A 17102-nucleotide genomic window follows, 5' to 3' on the forward strand; every position below is an offset into this window, starting at 1 on the left:
CGAGCCGCTCGTGCAGCCGGCTGAGCCGGCCGATGTCGATGTCGACGGCATCGTCCGTGGCATCCACCGCGTCGCTCAGGGCGAAGGCGAAGGTCCTCGCACCCAGCTGTTCGCCTCCGGCGTCGGCCTGCCGTGGGCGCTGGAGGCCCAGCAACTGCTCAAGAGCGATTGGGGCGTCGTGTCCGACGTGTGGTCGGTGACGTCGTGGAACGAACTGCGCCGCGACGGCCTCGCCGTCGACGAGCACAACTTCCTGCACCCGGACGAGGAGCCGCGCACGGCTTACCTCACGCAGAAGCTGCAGGGAGCTGAAGGCCCCGTGATCGCGGTCAGCGACTACATGCACGCCGTGCAGGACCAGATCCGCCCCTGGGTGCCGCAGCCCTTCTACACACTCGGCGCCGACAGCTACGGCTTCTCGGACACCCGCGCAGCGGCACGTCGGTTCTTCAAGATCGATGGGCCCTCCATCGTGGTCCGTGCCCTGCAGGCGCTCGCCGACGAGGGCAAGGTCGACCGTGCACTCGTGGGACAGGCCATCCAGAAGTACAGCCTGTTCGACGTGAACGCGGGCACCAGCGGAAACGCAGGCGGCGAGAGCTGATTCCGTGACCGGTTCCTCTCAGCCGGCCATGGACAAGGCCGCCACCCTCGCCTGGCTCCGCCGGATCTCCGGCGACATCGCCACGGTGACGATCAAGCGGCTCGAAGACACCCTGCCCTGGTATGCCGACATGCCGCCGGCCCGACGTTCCGCCGTCGGGCTGGTGGCCCAGGCAGGCATAACCTCGTTCATCCAGTGGTACGACGACCCCAACTCGACCCCGTGGATCGCCGCTGACATCTTCGCAGCCGCCCCGCGAGAGCTGCTGCGCAGCGTGAGCCTGCAGCAGACGCTGCAGCTCATCCGCGTCACCGTCGCGGTGACCGAGGAGCGCGTCGCAGGCAAGGGCGAGCACCTGCGCGAGGCCATCCTGCTGTACTCGCGTGACGTGGCGTTCGCCGCGGCCGACGTCTACGCCAGGGCTGCGGAGGCACGCGGGCTGTGGGATGCGCGCCTCGAGGCGCTCGTGGTCGACTCCATCCTCACCGGCGAAGCCGACGAGGAGCTGCCCAGTCGGATCGCGGCTCTGGGGTGGCACGGGCACGGCGAGGTGAGCGTGATCGTCGGCACCACGCCCCCGCAGTTCGACGTCGACCAGGTGCGCCGCGCCGCCCGCAAGATGGCGGTCGATGTGCTGATCGGCGTGCAGGGCTCGCGGCTCGTTCTGGTGATCGGGCGTGCCAGGGTGCCTGGCAAGGAGAACGAGACGGACGATCTCCCGTTCGACGAGATCGCCGCACGATTGGAACCGTCGTTCGGCCCCGGGTACGTGGTGCTCGGGCCGCCCGTCGCAGCGCTCGTCGACGCGGGTCAGAGTGCGCGTGCCGCTCTCGCAGGCTTCGCCGTGGCGCGCGCGTGGCGAGGAGCCCCCCGTCCCGTCGAGGCGGACGACCTGCTGCCGGAGCGCGCCCTCGCAGGCGACGTGCTCGCGAAGCAGACGCTCATCGAGCGGATCTTCCGCCCGCTGCAGGCCCACTCACCCGATCTCGTGACCACGCTGTGGAGCTACCTGGACAACGGCCGATCGCTCGAGGCGACCGCACGCGAACTGTTCGTGCACCCCAACACGGTGCGCTACCGGCTCAAGCGCGTCAGCGAGGTCATCGGCTGGGACGCCACGGGCCCTCGCGAGGCGCTCATCCTTCAGACGGCCCTGATCCTCGGATCGATCGGGTCGACAGAACCGGGTCGCCGTCGCGCACCTGCTCGCCGCCGCTGAGGGGCTCGCTGTACGCCACGCACAAGCGAACTCCGGATTCTTGTGATGGTTCATCCACCGCATCCGCCGAAACGTTGGCAGACTGGATGGGTGATCGTCGTCGCCTGCCCAGGACAGGGCTCCCAGACCCCCGGTTTTCTCGAACCCTGGCTCGAGCTCGATGGAGTCGCCGAGCAGCTCGCCCGGTTCTCCGAGGCAGCCGAAGTGGACCTGATCGCGCACGGCACCCGATCGGACGCCGAGACGATCCGCGACACACGAATCGCGCAGCCGCTCATCGTCGCCGCCTCGATCATCGCCACGAAGCAACTGACCCAGCGCGCGCAGCGACGTGCGGATGGGATCGCCGGCCACTCCGTCGGCGAACTCGCCGCCCTCGACGGTGCCGGTGTGATCGGCTCCGAGGATGCCATGCGACTCGTCGGGATCCGGGGTCGCGCAATGGCGGAGGCCGCAGCACGGACGCCCACCGGCATGAGCGCCGTGCTGGGCGGGGACGCCGACGAGGTGATCACCCTGCTGGAGGAGCTCGAGCTGACCCCGGCGAACTATAACGTGGCGGGACAGATCGTCGCCGCCGGTGAGCTGCCCGCGCTGGCGCAGCTGGCCGAGCGCGCGCCGCGAGGCGTACGGGTCATGCCGCTGCAGGTGGCCGGTGCCTTCCATACCTCGCACATGGCCCCTGCGGTCGACACGCTGCGCGCCGCCGTCGCCCAGACGACGGCGAGCGACCCGTCGATCACGCTCTGGTCGAACCGCGACGGCGCTGTCGTCGCGGACGGTGCCGACGCGCTGCATCGGATCGTCACCCAGGTGTCGTCGCCGGTCCGGTGGGACCTGTGCATGGAGTCGTTCGCCGAAGCAGGCATCGCCGGGTTCATCGAGGTCGCTCCCGCAGGTGCCCTCGTCGGCATGGCCAAGCGCGGCCTGCGGGGCGTTCCGAACGTCGCTGTGAAGACTCCTGAAGACCTCGATGCGGCCGTCGCGCTGCTGAACGGAGAAGCCGCATGACCGCGCTCAAGCAGGCCACGGGTCCCGCGTACACCCGCATCTACTCCGTCGGCGCCGCCAGGGGCGAGAACGCGATCCCCAACGACGACCTGGTCGGCCCCATCGACTCCAGCGACGAATGGATCCGCCAGCGCACTGGCATCATCACGCGCACCAGGGCCGTGCCGGAGACGACTGCGATCGAGCTCTCGACGGACGCCGCCGCCGAGGCCGTGCAGCGCTCGGGGATCGACCCGGCCGAGATCGACCTGGTGATCGTCGCAACGATCAGCAACCCCAAGCAGACGCCCTCCGTCGCCGCCATCGTCGCCGACCGCATCGGAGCGAACCCGGCGGCCGCATACGACATGAACGCGGCGTGCGCCGGGTACGCGTACGCGGTCGCGCAGGCGGATGCCCTGATCCGCGCCGGCGCCGCGAAGTACGCCGTCGTCATCGGGGCCGAGAAGCTCTCCGACATCGTCGACCCGACGGACCGCAGCATCTCGTTCCTGCTCGGAGACGGCGCCGGCGCCGTGGTGATCGGCCCTAGCGATACCCCGGGTATCTCCGCCACCGTGTGGGGCTCGGACGGCTCCAAGGCCGACCTCGTCGGCATGAACCACACGCTCACTGACTTCCGCGACGGCACGGCTCCCTGGCCCACCCTGCGACAGGAAGGCCCCCGTGTGTTCCGATGGGCGGTCTGGGAGATGGCGAAGGTGGCTCGTGAAGCACTCGACAGGGCCGGCATCGAGCCCTCCGATCTGGCCGCCTTCATCCCCCACCAGGCCAATCTGCGCATCGTCGAGGAGTTCGCCAAGCAGCTGAAGCTGCCGGAGTCCTGCGTGATCGCCCGAGACATCGAGACGACGGGAAACACCTCGGCCGCCTCGATCCCCCTCGCCACACACCGCATCCTCGAGGAGCACCCCGAGCTCAGCGGCGGACTCGCCCTGCAGATCGGCTTCGGCGCCGGCCTCGTGTTCGGCGCGCAGGTGGTCGTGCTCCCCTGAGCGCGCGCAGACCTTCCCTAGACTGTTCCCGGTAACCACCCCTAGAAAGAGGAAACACCATGGCTCTCACCAACGACGAGGTCCTCGCGGGCCTTGCTGAGCTGGTCACCGACGAGACCGGCATCGACGCATCCGAGGTTCAGATGGAGAAGTCGTTCACCGACGACCTCGACATCGACTCGATCTCGATGATGACGATCGTCGTCAACGCCGAGGAGAAGTTCGGCGTGACCATTCCGGACGACGAGGTCAAGAACCTCAAGACGGTCGCCGACGCCGTCAACTTCATCGTCGCCGGCCAGGAGTAAGACTCTGCGGATGCCACCCTCGCGGACCGCGAGGCGTGGCATCCTCCTTTGACTGATCCCTCACATCCCGAAGGACCATCCCATGACCAAGCGCATCGTCGTCACCGGCATCGGCGCCACCTCTGCCCTCGGCGGCACCGCTCCGGAGAACTGGACGAGCCTGCTGGCGGGCACGCCCGGAGCGCACACGCTCAGCCACGAGTGGATCGAGAAGTACCAGATCCCCGTGACCTTCGCGGCGGAGGCGTCCGTGCGCCCGGAGGAGGTGCTGCCCCGTCATGAGGCGAAGCGCCTCGACCCGTCGACGCAGTTCGCGCTGATCGCCGCACGCGAGGCGTGGGAGGATGCCGGGTCTCCCGAGGTCGCCCCCGAGCGCCTAGGCATCGACTGGGCCACCGGCATCGGCGGCGTCTGGACGCTGCTGGACGCCTGGGACACCCTTCGCGAGAAGGGACCTCGTCGCGTGATGCCGCTCACGGTGCCCATGCTGATGCCGAACGCCGGAGCGGGCAACCTGTCACTGCACTTCAACGCCAAGGCCTACGCTCGCACTGTCGTGAGCGCGTGCGCCTCGAGCACGGAGTCGATCGCCAATGCGTACGAGCACCTGCAGGACGGGCTCGCGGACGTCGTGATCGCCGGTGGCGCCGAGTCCGCGATCCACCCGATCACGATGGCGGCTTTCGCCTCGGCGCAGGCGCTGTCGCGCCGCAACGACGACCCCGAGGGAGCGTCCCGCCCCGGCGCGATCGACCGTGACGGCTTCGTGATGGGCGAGGGCGGTGCCGCGCTCGTCCTCGAGACCGAGGAGCACGCCAAGGCGCGTGGCGCCAAGATCTACGCCTACCTGGTCGGTGGTGGCATCACGGCGGATTCATACCACATCACCGGCAACGACCCCGAGGGCGCCGGCGCCGCACGCGCCGTCGAACTGGCGCTCGAGCAGGCGGGCGCGACCCCCGACGAGGTGGCGCACATCAACGCGCACGCCACCTCGACGCCGGTCGGCGACCCCAACGAGTACGAGGCGCTCAAGCGCGTGTTCGGCGATCGCATCGACGAGATCCCGGTCTCGGCCACGAAGGCCTCCACCGGTCATCTGCTCGGCGGCACCGGGGCCCTCGAAGCGGTCTTCACCGTGCTCGCGCTGCGCGACCGGGTGGCGCCGCCGACGATCAACATGACCGAGCCCGATCCTGCGGTGCCGTTCAAGCTGTCGGGCGAGACCCAGCCGCTGGGAGACGGGGAGCTGCTGGCCATCAGCAACTCGTTCGGCTTCGGCGGGCACAACGCAGTGGTGGCGTTCCGCAGCGCCGACTGAGTGACCGCCGAGGCGGCCCCGGGAGTGATCCCGGGGCCGCCTCGGCGTTCAGCGAGCGATGGTCGCGGCGGCGGATCTTGCGATGCTGCGGCGTGCGAAGACGGCGAGGAACCACCCGATCAGCGGGCCGACGCCGAAGGCGAAGAGAACGGTCCCGACACCGACCGGCCCGCCGAGCACGAAGCCGATGAGCAGCACGCCTCCTTCGATGAGGGTGCGCACCTGCCACACCGGGCGGCCGGTGCGGCGCACCAGACCGGTCATCAGGCCGTCCCGTGGACCTGGCCCCAGGTCGGCCGAGATGTACAGGCCGGTCGCGAACGCCAGCAGGATGAGCCCGGCGACGAAAAGGGGCACGCCCACCCACGCCGAGGCGGCAGGAGGCACGATCATTAGCGTGATGTCGGCCGCGGGGCCGATGACCACCGCGTTCAGCAGCGTGCCCACTCCGACGCGCTGCCGCAGCGGGATCCACAGCAGCAGCACGACACCCGCGATCAGGCAGGTGAGGACGCCGAATCCCAGCCCCGTGCGGCCAGCGAGACCGACCGAGAGCACATCCCACGGCGCAACACCGATGTCGGCGCGGACCATCAGCGCGATCGCCGCACCGTAGAGGACCAGCCCGCACAGCAGCTGCACGACGCGTTCGACGAGTTCTCGTCGACTGGTGGCGGCGATGGGAAGGAGGATCGACCGGAGCATGAACCCATGCTGTCGCCGCTCGGATGCCGCGGAAGCAGACCACTGCCCGCGAAGTGGTCTGCTTATGCGAGGCCAATCTGCGGCATACTTGAGTCATGTCCTCCCGTCTCGTGCAGCAGCTGGGCGCGCAGAACGCCGCCGGCGCGACCGCCGCCGCGCTCGCCGGACAGATCGAGGCGCTCATCCTGGACGGCAGGCTGACCATCGGTGAGCGTCTGCCGAGTGAGCGAGCCCTCGCGTTCGAACTGCGCAGATCCCGCTCCACTGTGACGCGGGCCTACGATCTGCTCGCCGAAGACGGGTACGTCACCAGGGTGCAGGGAGGCGGCACCAGAGTGGCACTCCCCCACGCTCAGGTCTCGACAGCGCCTCCCGAGACAGCCGACGCGATCGACCTGTCGATCGCGTCGATGGACTCGACGCCAGGGCTTTACGACGCGACGGTGCGCTCTCTGCCGCGGCTGGCCGCCATGCGCGGGACGAGCGGCTACTCCCTTCAGGGCCTGCCTGAGCTGAGGGATGCGCTCGCACAGCGGTTCTCGCAGCGCGGCGCGCCGACGTCACCCGAAGAGATCATCGTCACCTCGGGGGCGCTGAACGGCATGAACCTGATCCTGGCGACCATCGGCCGGCGCGGCGAGCGAGCATTGGTCGAGCAGCCGACGTTCCCGCATGCGCTCGAAGCCCTGCGCCGTCATGGATATCGGATGCTGCCGACGCCCGTCGACACCGACGGGTGGGACGCGCAGCATCTGATGGAGCTGCTGCTGACCGGGCGCCCGCACATCGGCTACCTCATCCCGGACTTCCACAACCCGACGGGCGCCTCGCTGCCGGATGACGTGCGGGCCCGCATCGCGGCCACGGCCCGCAGCGCGGGGACCCACCTCATCGTCGATGAGACGACGGCCGAGCTGGACATCGACCGCGGATGGTCTCCGACACCCATGGCTGCGCACGGTCCGCACGTCCTCACGATCGGCTCCATGTCGAAGATCGCCTGGGGCGGCATGCGCCTCGGCTGGATCCGCGCGGATCGTGCGTTGATCGCCAGACTGCTCGCGGTGCGGCCCTCGTTCGAGCTCGGCACGGCGCTGCTGGAGCAGTGCATCGCGGTCGAGCTGCTTGCCGACATGCCGGTTCTCACCGCCCACGTCGCTCAGCGTCTGCGCGCGGGACGCGAAGCGGTGGCCGGCGCGTTGACCGGTTTCGACGGACTGCGGATGGCTCCGACTCCCGGCGGCCTCTCCGCGTGGATCGACCTCGGCGCCCCGATGTCGACCCGTCTGTCGCTCGCCGCGCGCGAGCATGGACTCGTGCTGCCTCCCGGTCCGCGTTTCGCCACCGGCGGCGTACTGGAGCGACGGGTGCGGATCCCGATCACGATGCCACCGGACCGTACAGCCGAGGCGATGCGGCGGCTGCGTCTGGCGTGGGAGGACCTGCGCGGCGGCACCGAGCCGGACTCCAGGGCACTTGTCAGGGCGGCCGTGATCTGAGCCTGCACAACGAAGCCCCCTGCTTCCCCGGCAGGGGGCTTCGGTCATGTGCGGAGGATTCGGTTTCCCGGAACCCGGGAGCTGGTCACCGGCTCCCGGTACTCGCGCCTCCTCCGCAGATCTCGTGTGTGCGTCGCGCCACCTTCGGCGGCAGTCGCTCATCCCACCTTGTGCAGCCAGACGACGTGCGCGTCATCGCCGGCGTGGCGGAAGGGCTCCAGCTCCTCGTCCCACGCCGAGCCGAGGGCGACGTCCAGCTCGCGCTGCAGTTCGACCGCGCTGCCCGCGGCGATCTCCATGGCGTAGCGGATGCGGTCCTCGCCGATCACGATGTTTCCGGCCGCATCCGTCTGGGCGTAGTGGATCCCCAGCCCGGGCGTGTGAAGCCATCGACCGCCATCGCTGCGCGGCGTGGGGTCCTCAGAGACCTCGAAGCGCAGATGCTCCCACCCGCGGATGGCCGTCGCCAGCGCAGCGCCGGTGCCCACCGGACCGTCCCAGTAGAACTCCGCGCGTCGTGTGCCCTGTTGTACAGGCTGGTCGGTCCAGTCGAAACTGACGGCACGACCGATAGCGCGTCCCACCGCCCATTCGAGGTGCGGGCAGAGCGCGCGTGGCGCCGAGTGGATGAATACCACTCCGCGTGCGTATCCCGTCGCCATGATCTCTCCGTTTCATCAGGTACGTCTTCCCCTACGACCTGATCCGAAGATGCGGCGAACTATGCGGTTATACGGCGATTATCGCCCAGATCCGGTGGAATCACAAGCATGTGATTCCACCGACGACATCGGCCCCCGATCCGAGGACCGGGGGCCGATGTCAGGATGGAGTATCAGGCCTCGCTCATGGCCTGCTTGACCTGCTGGCCCTTCGCTGCGTAGTACGCGGCGCGAGCCGCATCCTTGCGCGCCTGCTCGGCGTAGCCGTTCTCGAGGACGTCCTGCGGCACCTCGACCTGCGTGTGCTGATCGGTGCCGTGGTACTTCTCGATGTACGCGTCGAGCTCGGGGCCCGACTCCCACGACGTGATGAGGCAGTACCGGGGCTCGGTGCCGTTGTGGGTGGTCGCGTGCCACAGCCGCTGCGTGTCGACGATCAACTGCGCGCCGGCGGGAAGCGCGATGCGGTACTCGATGCTGGGATCCGTGCGGTTCTCACGCAGCACGAAGTAGCTGTCCTTGTCGTCGGTGAGGTTGAAGAACCCGCGCACGACCCAGCCGGTGCCGTCCGGGTTCAGGCGGTTGTTGTCGTCCTGATGGAGGTTGTACAGACACTCGCCGTACGGGGTGGGCTGCAGCTCGATGATGCGGCAGCGGCCCACGTTGGCGCCCGGCTCCTGCGCGCGACGAGTGAGAGTCGGCGCGATGGCGGTCTGCGAGTCGATCCACACGCCGTCCTTGTCGGTGCGCGGCGGCTTGTGGTTCCAGAAGCCGTTGCACTCGATCTCGCCCTTGGCAGAGGCCAGCGGCGCGAAGCGCGTGTCACCCGAGGACTTCCAGTCGACATACTCGATGTCGAGCCACTCCTTGGGGTCGATCTCTTCCTGGTAGCTGTCGAGGATGACGAAACCCTTTTCCTCGAGGGCAGCGGACTTGATGTATCCCATGATCTGAGTCATGTCCTTTCGTAGGGGGCCAGCACGTTTTAACAGGCCCTACTTAGGCAAGCCTACCTCGCACCCCTGAGCGGTCCCGCGAGCCACCGCCGTGCGAAATCCGTGCCCGGCTAGACTCGGTCCGGCGGCTCTCGTCTTCCCGCCGCACGGAGGAATCACGCAGTGATGGCAACGGCGACCAATGTCGAAGCGACCGCAACCGGCACCGTCGAATGGCTTTCCGCTCCCTCGACGAACATCGTCGTCCCGGTGTACCAGCGCCAGTACCGCTGGGACATCGGGGGCTGCGAGAAGCTGCTCTCGGATGTGCGAGCAGTCGCGGATGAACCCGAAGCGCATCGGCACTTCATCGGGTCGATCCTCTCCGCCGCAGAGGTCGCAGGCGGGGATCTCATCCTGATCGACGGGCAGCAGAGGATCACGACGATCATGCTGCTGATCGCCGCGCTTCACCATGCGGTGCGCGACACCGATCCGGCCATGGCGGCAGAGCTCGAGCGCGTGCTCGTGCGAGCGGATGACACCGAGCGCACCAAGCTGCGGCCCCATCACGCGTGGGCCGAGCTGTACGAGTCGGTCGTCCTCGACCGGCGTCAGGACGCCGACCGCGAGTCGCGATTCGACGACAACTACGCCTTCTTCCGCAGCCAGGTCCACGCCGAAGAGGCTCCACGCATCTGGAGGGGGCTGCAGCGACTCGAACACGTGTCGATCACCCTCGGCGCCGAAGCGAACGCCCAGCAGATCTTCGAGAGCCTCAACTCCACCGGCGAGCCCCTGCGCGACCACGAGTTGATCCACAACTACGTCCTGATGGGGCTGTCGCACGCCGAGCAGCTCGCCGTCGAAGAGGAGTTCTGGCTTCCGATCGAGCGGCACACCGGCGAGGCGATCGGCGCGTTCTGGCGCCACTACCTCGTGATGAAGACCGGCCGAGAGGTCGCGCCGGCGGGCGAGCACGGCGTGTACGCGGCCTTCCGCGACCGCTTCCCGCGCCTGGATCTGGAGCATCTGCGCTCGGATGCCGCGGTGTGGCGGGAGTATGCCGAGATCTACGGGATCCTGCTGGATCCCAGCCGGGAGCAGGATGCGACCATTCGCAAGCAGCTGGAGCACGTGAACACCTTCGGCCGTGCGACGTATCCCCTGGTGATGAGCGCCTATGGGGACTACCGCCGCGGCGCGATCGGGCAGGACGAGCTCATCGAGACGCTGGAGTGGGTGCAGGCGATGTTCCTGCGGCGTGCTGTGGTCGGGCTGCCCGCCGACCGACTGATAGCTCGTCTCTGTCGTGCGCGATCAGAGAGTCGCGAGGAATTGGAGCGCGCGATCGCGCGCATCACGCCGTCGGACGAGCGGGTCAGCGCCGTGCTGAAGTACGGCGAACTGCCGCACGCGGCGTACGTGCTCGGTCGGATCGAGGGCGTCGACGACCCGTCCGCCTACGATGTGGAGAGCATCGTGCCCGCGGTGCCAGCCGACGACTGGTCGGGCGACGGTGACCGGCGATGGAGCGAGTTCAGCGAGGACGAGCAGAACAGTCACCGCGCGCTCGCACCGACACTCGGCAACCTCACGCTGCTGGAGCCCGGGCTGAGCGAGCGCGTGTTCGGCGCCGCCTTCCCTGACAAGCAGCGCGACGCCTACGCACGCAGCGCCGTCGCCGCCACCCGGGCGCTCGCCGACGAGGGCATGTGGAACACGGCGGCGATCACTGCGCGCACCACACGGCTGACGGCGGACTTCGTCCGGGTGTGGGCGCGCCCAGCCCTTCCCGAGATCGACGACGATGGTCTCACTCCAGTGCTGGACGCCGTGCGGCGACGCGGCTGGCCCGCAGGCTGGGACCGCGAGTTCGACTACGTCGAATACCGCGGCGAGCACTGGGAGGTGAAGGACGTCAGGGCGCTGTTCAACCGGATCTTCCGCCGCGCCTGGACCGATGACCGGCCCTCCGCTCTCTCCTACAGCGCCAGGCATGGGGGGCCGATCTATGACGAGATGGCCTGGAAGGGGCACTGGGACACTCTCGCCGACGGCGCCCACCTCTACATGGGCTGGGATTCCAACTACATGATGACGGCCCTGCAGGGGGTGCTGGAGGAGTCCGGCATCGCCGCCGAGGTGTTCGTCAAATACTCATACATAGGGAACGTGATGTGATGACCGCTCCGACGCGCAGACGCCGCATGCTCGATCTCACGATCGAGGAGCACACGCTCAGCCTCCCGCTGGTCTGGGGGAACCCCCAGGACAGCCGGACGATCGATGTGTTCGCCGCAGTCGTGAGCCGCGACGGCGGCGAGGATCTGCCGTACCTCGTCTTCCTCCAGGGAGGGCCGGGGCACGAGGCGCCGCGCGCGTTCCACTCGCCCGCCGGCCCCGCCTGGCTTGACGCGGCGCTCACCAGCCACCGCGTGGTGCTGCTCGATCAACGCGGCACAGGTCGTTCCACGCCCGTGGGCGATCGCGACCTGGAGCGCGGAGACGATGCCGTCGCAGAGCTGCTGACCCACCTGCGCGCCGATGCGATCGTGCAGGACTGTGAAGCGTTCCGCCAGCATCTGGGGGCCGAGCACTGGAGCGTGCTCGGCCAGTCGTTCGGCGGCTTCACGACACTCGCGTACCTCTCGACGGCGGCATCGTCCCTCGATCGGGTGTACATCACGGGCGGGCTCAGCACGATCGACCGCTCCCCCGACGAGGTGTACGCACTGTGCTACGACAAGATGCGCGAGGCGTCGGAGCGGTACTACCGCCGGTTCCCCGAGCACCGCGACCGGATGCGCCGGCTCGTGGACCTCGCCGCTTCGGGCAAGATCGTCCTGCCGGACGGCGAAGTCGTCTCCCCTTCGCGGATGCGCTCGATCGGCTCCGCGCTGGGCACGAATGACGGCTGGCAGACCGTGTGGTCGCTGCTGGAGCACGACCCGGCATCCAACGCCTTTCGCTATGACCTCGCCGGTGCGATGCCCTTCGACGGCCGTAATCCGCTCTACTTCGTGTTCCATGAGTCCAGCTACGCCTCGGGCAGCGCCACGCGCTGGGCCGCCGAGCGTGTGCAGCCGGATGACTTCGCAGACGACGCCTCGCTCTTCACCGGCGAGCACGTCCGTCGGGAGTGGACCGAGACGGTTCCTGCGTTCCGTCCCTGGCGCGGCGTCGCGCTGGCGCTCGCCGAACACGAGTGGCCGTCGATCTACGACGCACAGGCACTGCGGCAGTCGGGCGCCAGAGGTGCGGCCGCCGTCTACGTCAACGACGTGTATGTGCCTGTGGAGTTCTCGCTCGAGACCGCACAGCTGCTGCCGGAGGTGAAACTCTGGGTCACGAGCGAGCATGAGCACAACGGGCTGCGATCCGGACCGGTGCTCGAGCGGCTCTTCGACCTGGCGCACGACCGGCGCGTCCGCTGACCCGACCGGGCCGCCGGGACCACCAGGTTCAGCCCGCGGAGCGCTCTTCCTCGTCGTCGTCCGGCACCTCGATGGTCTGCTCGGCGACGTCCGCTGGATTCGCCTCGACGCCCTCGACGTCGGGCGAGCGCGTCGTTCGCTCGGGGTCGTGGGTTTCCTCCCACGGCTCGCGCGCCTGCTCCAGGCGGTCGCCTTCGGCTGCCTGCGAGAGATCGTCCGATCGGCCGGTCATGGTGGCTCCCTTCTCGACGCTGGCCTCCAGGATCTCTTCGCGGCCGCCCAGGGCGGAAGGGGGTTGCGGGTCCGCACACCGTCCGCGTAAGGGCCCGCGGGGCGTTTGCGGTCGAAGGCTGCTCCCGTCAACCCCGATGCTCACGGAGGGGTCATCCCGTAGCGTTCCTGTTCGATGGAAGGGAGCACGATGGATGCTGTGCGCGGCCCCTCCGCTCCCGGACGGATCCGGGTGGGGACATCCGGCTGGCGGTACGTCTCCTGGCGGGGTGACTTCTATCCGCGTGGCCTTCCTCAGCGTCGTGAGCTCGAGTACATCGGCGAGAGCTTCTCGACGGTCGAGCTGAACGGCAGCTTCTATTCGCTGCAGCATCCTGACAGCTATCGGAAGTGGCGGGCGAACGTGCCCGACGGCTTCACCTTCGCAGTCAAAGGCTCCCGCTACATCACGCATATGCTGCGATTGCGAAACGCACGCACGGCACTGGCCAACTTCTTCGCCTCGGGCGTGCTCGCCCTCGGGGACTCGCTCGGGCCGGTTCTCTGGCAGCTGCCGGAGCGGCAGGAGTTCGATCCCGATCGCCTCAGGGAGTTCCTGTCGATGCTTCCCCGAACGACAGCCGAGGCGCAGGCGATCGCCCGGGAGCACGACGAGCGTCTCGACGGCCGTGAGTGGCTCCAGATCGATGAGGATCGGCCGATCCGGCACGCTCTCGAACCACGGGCGGCGAGCTTCGAGCATCCCGATGTGGCCGAACTGCTTCGCGACCAGAAGGTCGCGCTCGCGATCGCCGACACCGCCGGTCGCTGGCCCCGCCTCGAGGCGGACACGGCCGACTTCGCGTACATCCGGCTGCACGGTTCCGCGGAGCTGTACACGAGCGGGTACTCAGTGGCCGAGCTGCGCGAGTGGGCAGACTTGTGCAGACGGCTGTCGACACGCCAGGCGGAACGCCCAGCGGACGTCTACGTGTACTTCGACAACGACGCGAAGGGGCACGCTCCGCACGACGCGCGCGCACTCGCCGAACTCGTCGGAGACACCCCCGAGGGCGCATCGTGAGAAGAGAACCGGTGTCGTCCGCGGCGATCACGTCGGTGGGGTACGACGCGGCCCACGCCGTGCTCGAGATCGAGTTCACCGGCGGCGACGTCTACCGCTACTACGCCGTGCCGCCGTCCGTGCACGCGGCGCTGATGGGGGCGCCGAGCCTTGGCCGCTGCTTTCAGCACAGCATCCGCGACCGCTATCCCACTGAGCGGCTGTGAACGCCTCTCAGCGTCGCGATCGGCGGAACCGGCGTGCGGCTCGTGCCTCTTCGAGGTCGGCACGCGCGTTGCGGCGCAGGCGCTCGGTGTCTCGCAGCGGCACCTGAAGATCCCGCTCCGCAGGCACACCGTCGCGCAGCTCACGGATGCGCTCGATCTCGGCGTCGAAGAGCGCGCCGATCAGCAGTGCCATGTTGCCGATCCACAGCCAGAGCAGCAGCATCACGATGCCGGCGAACGAACCGTAGATCCGGTCGTAGTCGGCGAGGTTGCTCACATAGAACCCGAATCCGAACGATGCGAGGGCAAACAGGGCGATGGCGATCACGGCGCCGAGGCTGATCAGCCGGAAATGCGGATGCGCGATGTTCGGCGCGAAGTAGTACAGCAGCGCCACCACGACGACCACCACAGCCACCAGCACCGGCCACCGGGCGATGCGCCACACGAGCAGCGTCACGTCGCTCGCACCGGTCGCCCGGCCGACTGCCTGCACGACGGGCCAGCTCGCGACGGCGGCACCGCCGGCGAGTGACACCAGCACGAACACGGCGAGGGTGACCAGCAGGTGAACGGGCTTGGCCTTCCAGAGCACGCGACCCTCCGGCACGCCGTAGACGCGGTTGATCGCCCGGCCGAGCGCGGTCACGTACCGCGCGACCGACCACAGGGCGATCACGAGCGCTATGACCAGGTACCAGCCGGCGTTCGCCGCCGACGCCAGCTGCTCGACGGGTTCGCCGATCGCCCGCACGACGTCGGGCGGCAGCACGTCCCGCGCCACGTCGAGCACGGCACGAACGCCGTCCTTCCGCTCACCCACCAGAGCGATCAGAGAGAAGGCGGCGACCACCGTCGGCACCATCGCGAGCAACGCGTAGAAGGTGAGGCCTGCGGCGGCATCCGGCGAGGCGGTGCGGAAGAAACCGCGAACCACTCGCCGCATGATCGAGCCGGCCTCCGCCCTATGCCGCGCACGCGTCACCTTGGTCCCCATGCGGCACAGTCTCGCGCATGCCGCGCATTCACGCACACGACTTGCCGCCACGGACGAGGCGGTGCTATCGGAGGCCGAAGTCAAGCCCCTCCCGCCGCGATTCCGCACGGGCGACGGTGGAGGCATGAGCGACGGAACAGACGACCCCGACCGCATGGCGACACCGGAGGGTGAACAGGAAGCGCCCGCGACGGATGAGCCGAGTGCGGAGCAGCCGACTGACGAGCAGCCCGGCGTCTCGGAGCTCGAGGAGCCGAGCACCGAGAAGGAACCGGGCGAGGAGCCCACGGCCGCTCGCCCGCACGACCCCGAGCCCGACCATCAGGCAGTGGGGATCGGCGTGGTGGGTGGCCCGCAGACCGACACCGGCCAGGATGAAGCCGATAGGAACGGCGGGGAGCCGCAGTAGTCCTGACTCGCATCGGCGATCGGCTCAGGCTGCCGCCCGCAACGACGACTCTCCCCGCTCCCAGCAGTCGAGGATGTGATCGCCGGCCCACCCGTCGATCGCGAGGCAGGCCGCGGCGCCGAACAGGATGTCGGCGAGCAGGCCGGGCTCGTCCTCGGCCAGGGAGCCGGCGAGGTCGCGCCCGGCGATCTGCTCATGCACGGCGTCCGCCTCCACGTGCTCGTCGTAGTAAGCGGCCACGTCGTCACCGAACCCGACACGGCGCAGTCCCTCGGCGATCGCACGACACGGCAGCGACGACGTCATCTCGAACGCCGCGAGATGGCCCACCGCCGCCCCGCGCAGCCGGCGGTTCATCCCGAACATCGTCATCAGGTTGAATGATGCGAGTGTGATCGCAGGGACGGCATCGACATACGCGCCGTAGGAGTCATCCAGCCCCGCCCCGCGCATCGACCGGGCGTACATGGTCTGGTGCATGCGGTCAGGGCGTCCTCCGCCGTACTCATCCGACTGGATCTCGACCAGTGCCACCTTCGCCCGGCCGGTGAGCCGCGGGATGGCCCACGAATGCGCGTCCGCTTCGCGGAGCGTGTAGATGCTGCGCTGGATGAGCAGTTCCCGTGCCTGCTCGACCGTCGCCTTCCTGCCGACGAATCGCGAAAGGCTCGGACCCGGCTCCGGAGCCGTCATGCGGAACAGCTCTGCTGCGACGGCCTCCTTGGTGGGCGCGGGGATCGCAGGCGGCTCGACAGCGGCCCGTACGGCGTCCTCGAAAGCTCGCTCCAACGCGGCGCGTGCGGCGATGAGCGATGTGTCCCACTCCCAGTGCGCGCCGAAGTCGGGGATCGATCCGTACGCGACGGAGTAGAGCAGGAAAAGTGAGAGCTGCAGATCGCCGTCGCGAATCGGGTCCTGGGCGAGTGCGGCCTCCTCGGCCAGCTGCGGCAGTCGATCGGCTCCTCCGGCATCGCGATCGGTGAGCACCTCCAGCAGCGCCGCGCTGAGCGGTCCGCGTGCGGCGAAGGGGGTCGAGAGTTCTGGTTCCGAGGCGAGGCCGATGGTCATGCGAGGTCTCCTTCGTCAGTGCGTGACCTCACCCTAGAGTGCCCGCACGGGGCGTTCACCGGGCTTGACACGGGCCCGCCGCAACTGCCAGTGGCCTCCCGCCAGTACCGGCCTGTCGTGGGCGAGTCAAGTCCCTGCATCCAACCCGATGGGCGCGGCAGAATCGGCGCGACGGCGATGAGGAGAACGATGAGCACAGAGCACGAACCCGTGTCGATCACCGCGTGCCCCGACGGCCCGCTCCTCGTGAGGGGTGAGGTCGATCTGCGCTCCCCCGACGGGACGCCGATCGAGCGTCGCCGGCGCACGGTCGCACTGTGTCGCTGCGGCCTGTCCACCATCAAGCCCTTCTGCGACGGGGCGCACAAGACGTCAGGGTTCCGCACTGACGTCTGAGCGTGACCTTCGGCACATCCCGAGATCCGGCGGTCT

Annotated in this window: 18 protein-coding genes and 1 pseudogene; 13 read left to right on the forward strand and 6 right to left on the reverse strand. The window is 68.8% G+C overall.

Annotated features, from left to right (window positions below; all coding sequences use genetic code 11):
* The 6 genes and pseudogenes from RIN43_RS08235 to RIN43_RS08260 all read left to right on the forward strand — a co-directional run.
* Positions 1–604: pseudogene (locus tag RIN43_RS08235) on the forward strand (pyruvate dehydrogenase (acetyl-transferring), homodimeric type); the annotation flags it as partial.
* 28 nt (positions 605–632) lie between these two features.
* The gene (locus RIN43_RS08240) at positions 633–1823 is read left to right on the forward strand and encodes a helix-turn-helix domain-containing protein (protein ID WP_309128731.1); all 1191 of its coding nucleotides are present in this window, start codon (positions 633–635) and stop codon (positions 1821–1823) included.
* A gap of 90 nt (positions 1824–1913) precedes the next feature.
* Positions 1914–2834 carry an ACP S-malonyltransferase gene (locus RIN43_RS08245; RefSeq protein WP_309128427.1) on the forward strand — a complete coding sequence of 307 codons (921 nt, stop codon included), beginning with the start codon at positions 1914–1916 and terminating at the stop codon, positions 2832–2834.
* Positions 2831–3829, forward strand: coding sequence for a beta-ketoacyl-ACP synthase III (locus RIN43_RS08250; protein ID WP_309128428.1), 999 nt, complete (start codon positions 2831–2833; stop codon positions 3827–3829). The genes RIN43_RS08245 and RIN43_RS08250 overlap by 4 nt, the downstream gene beginning before the upstream one ends.
* 59 nt (positions 3830–3888) lie before the next feature.
* Positions 3889–4137 carry an acyl carrier protein gene (locus RIN43_RS08255; protein WP_309128429.1) on the forward strand — a complete coding sequence of 83 codons (249 nt, stop codon included), beginning with the start codon at positions 3889–3891 and terminating at the stop codon, positions 4135–4137.
* Positions 4138–4219: 82 nt separating this feature from the next.
* Positions 4220–5458, forward strand: a complete 1239-nt coding sequence (locus tag RIN43_RS08260; protein ID WP_309128430.1) for a beta-ketoacyl-[acyl-carrier-protein] synthase family protein — start codon at positions 4220–4222, stop codon at positions 5456–5458.
* Positions 5459–5506: 48 nt separating this feature from the next.
* Here RIN43_RS08260 and RIN43_RS08265 read toward each other — a convergent pair whose 3' ends face one another.
* A complete protein-coding gene (locus RIN43_RS08265) occupies positions 5507–6163 on the reverse strand; it encodes a hypothetical protein (RefSeq protein WP_309128431.1) in 657 nt (218 codons plus the stop codon).
* Between the two features lie 95 nt (positions 6164–6258).
* On the opposite strand from RIN43_RS08265, the gene RIN43_RS08270 reads away from it, so the two are divergent.
* Entirely contained in the window at positions 6259–7662 is a 1404-nt protein-coding gene (locus RIN43_RS08270; RefSeq protein WP_309128432.1) for a PLP-dependent aminotransferase family protein, read from the forward strand.
* A gap of 158 nt (positions 7663–7820) precedes the next feature.
* Here RIN43_RS08270 and RIN43_RS08275 read toward each other — a convergent pair whose 3' ends face one another.
* Positions 7821–8324: a DUF3145 domain-containing protein gene (locus RIN43_RS08275; RefSeq protein ID WP_309128433.1), complete on the reverse strand. Its 504-nt coding sequence runs from the start codon at positions 8322–8324 to the stop codon at positions 7821–7823.
* 173 nt (positions 8325–8497) lie between these two features.
* Positions 8498–9271: a hypothetical protein gene (locus RIN43_RS08280; RefSeq protein WP_309128732.1), complete on the reverse strand. Its 774-nt coding sequence runs from the start codon at positions 9269–9271 to the stop codon at positions 8498–8500.
* Positions 9272–9445: 174 nt separating this feature from the next.
* On the opposite strand from RIN43_RS08280, the gene RIN43_RS08285 reads away from it, so the two are divergent.
* Positions 9446–11443 carry a DUF262 domain-containing protein gene (locus RIN43_RS08285; protein WP_309128434.1) on the forward strand — a complete coding sequence of 666 codons (1998 nt, stop codon included), beginning with the start codon at positions 9446–9448 and terminating at the stop codon, positions 11441–11443.
* A complete protein-coding gene (locus RIN43_RS08290) occupies positions 11443–12696 on the forward strand; it encodes an alpha/beta fold hydrolase (RefSeq protein WP_309128435.1) in 1254 nt (417 codons plus the stop codon). Before RIN43_RS08285 ends, RIN43_RS08290 begins: the two co-directional genes overlap by 1 nt.
* Positions 12697–12724: 28 nt before the next feature.
* On the opposite strand, the gene RIN43_RS08295 is transcribed toward RIN43_RS08290, so the two are convergent.
* On the reverse strand, positions 12725–12928 hold the full coding sequence (locus RIN43_RS08295; protein WP_309128436.1) for a hypothetical protein: 204 nt from the start codon (positions 12926–12928) through the stop codon (positions 12725–12727).
* 174 nt (positions 12929–13102) lie between these two features.
* Here RIN43_RS08295 and RIN43_RS08300 point away from each other — a divergent pair, with 174 nt between their 5' ends.
* Positions 13103–13990 (forward strand): DUF72 domain-containing protein, encoded by an 888-nt coding sequence (locus tag RIN43_RS08300; RefSeq protein ID WP_309128437.1) that lies wholly within the window; start codon positions 13103–13105, stop codon positions 13988–13990.
* Positions 13987–14196 carry a KTSC domain-containing protein gene (locus RIN43_RS08305; protein ID WP_309128438.1) on the forward strand — a complete coding sequence of 70 codons (210 nt, stop codon included), beginning with the start codon at positions 13987–13989 and terminating at the stop codon, positions 14194–14196. Before RIN43_RS08300 ends, RIN43_RS08305 begins: the two co-directional genes overlap by 4 nt.
* A 7-nt stretch (positions 14197–14203) precedes the next feature.
* On the opposite strand, the gene RIN43_RS08310 is transcribed toward RIN43_RS08305, so the two are convergent.
* Positions 14204–15193, reverse strand: a complete 990-nt coding sequence (locus RIN43_RS08310) for a YihY/virulence factor BrkB family protein (protein WP_309128439.1) — start codon at positions 15191–15193, stop codon at positions 14204–14206.
* 124 nt (positions 15194–15317) lie between these two features.
* Here RIN43_RS08310 and RIN43_RS08315 point away from each other — a divergent pair, with 124 nt between their 5' ends.
* Positions 15318–15602, forward strand: a complete 285-nt coding sequence (locus RIN43_RS08315) for a hypothetical protein (RefSeq protein WP_309128440.1) — start codon at positions 15318–15320, stop codon at positions 15600–15602.
* A gap of 24 nt (positions 15603–15626) precedes the next feature.
* Here the strand turns inward: RIN43_RS08315 and RIN43_RS08320 are convergent, their stop codons facing one another.
* Positions 15627–16670: an iron-containing redox enzyme family protein gene (locus RIN43_RS08320; protein ID WP_309128441.1), complete on the reverse strand. Its 1044-nt coding sequence runs from the start codon at positions 16668–16670 to the stop codon at positions 15627–15629.
* A 189-nt stretch (positions 16671–16859) separates the two neighbouring features.
* Between RIN43_RS08320 and RIN43_RS08325 the strand changes: the two genes are divergently transcribed.
* Positions 16860–17066 (forward strand): CDGSH iron-sulfur domain-containing protein, encoded by a 207-nt coding sequence (locus RIN43_RS08325; RefSeq protein ID WP_309128442.1) that lies wholly within the window; start codon positions 16860–16862, stop codon positions 17064–17066.
* Positions 17067–17102 lie beyond the last annotated feature (36 nt).

The sequence above is a fragment of the Microbacterium sp. genome, from assembly GCF_031178445.1.
GTDB lineage: Bacteria > Actinomycetota > Actinomycetes > Actinomycetales > Microbacteriaceae > Microbacterium.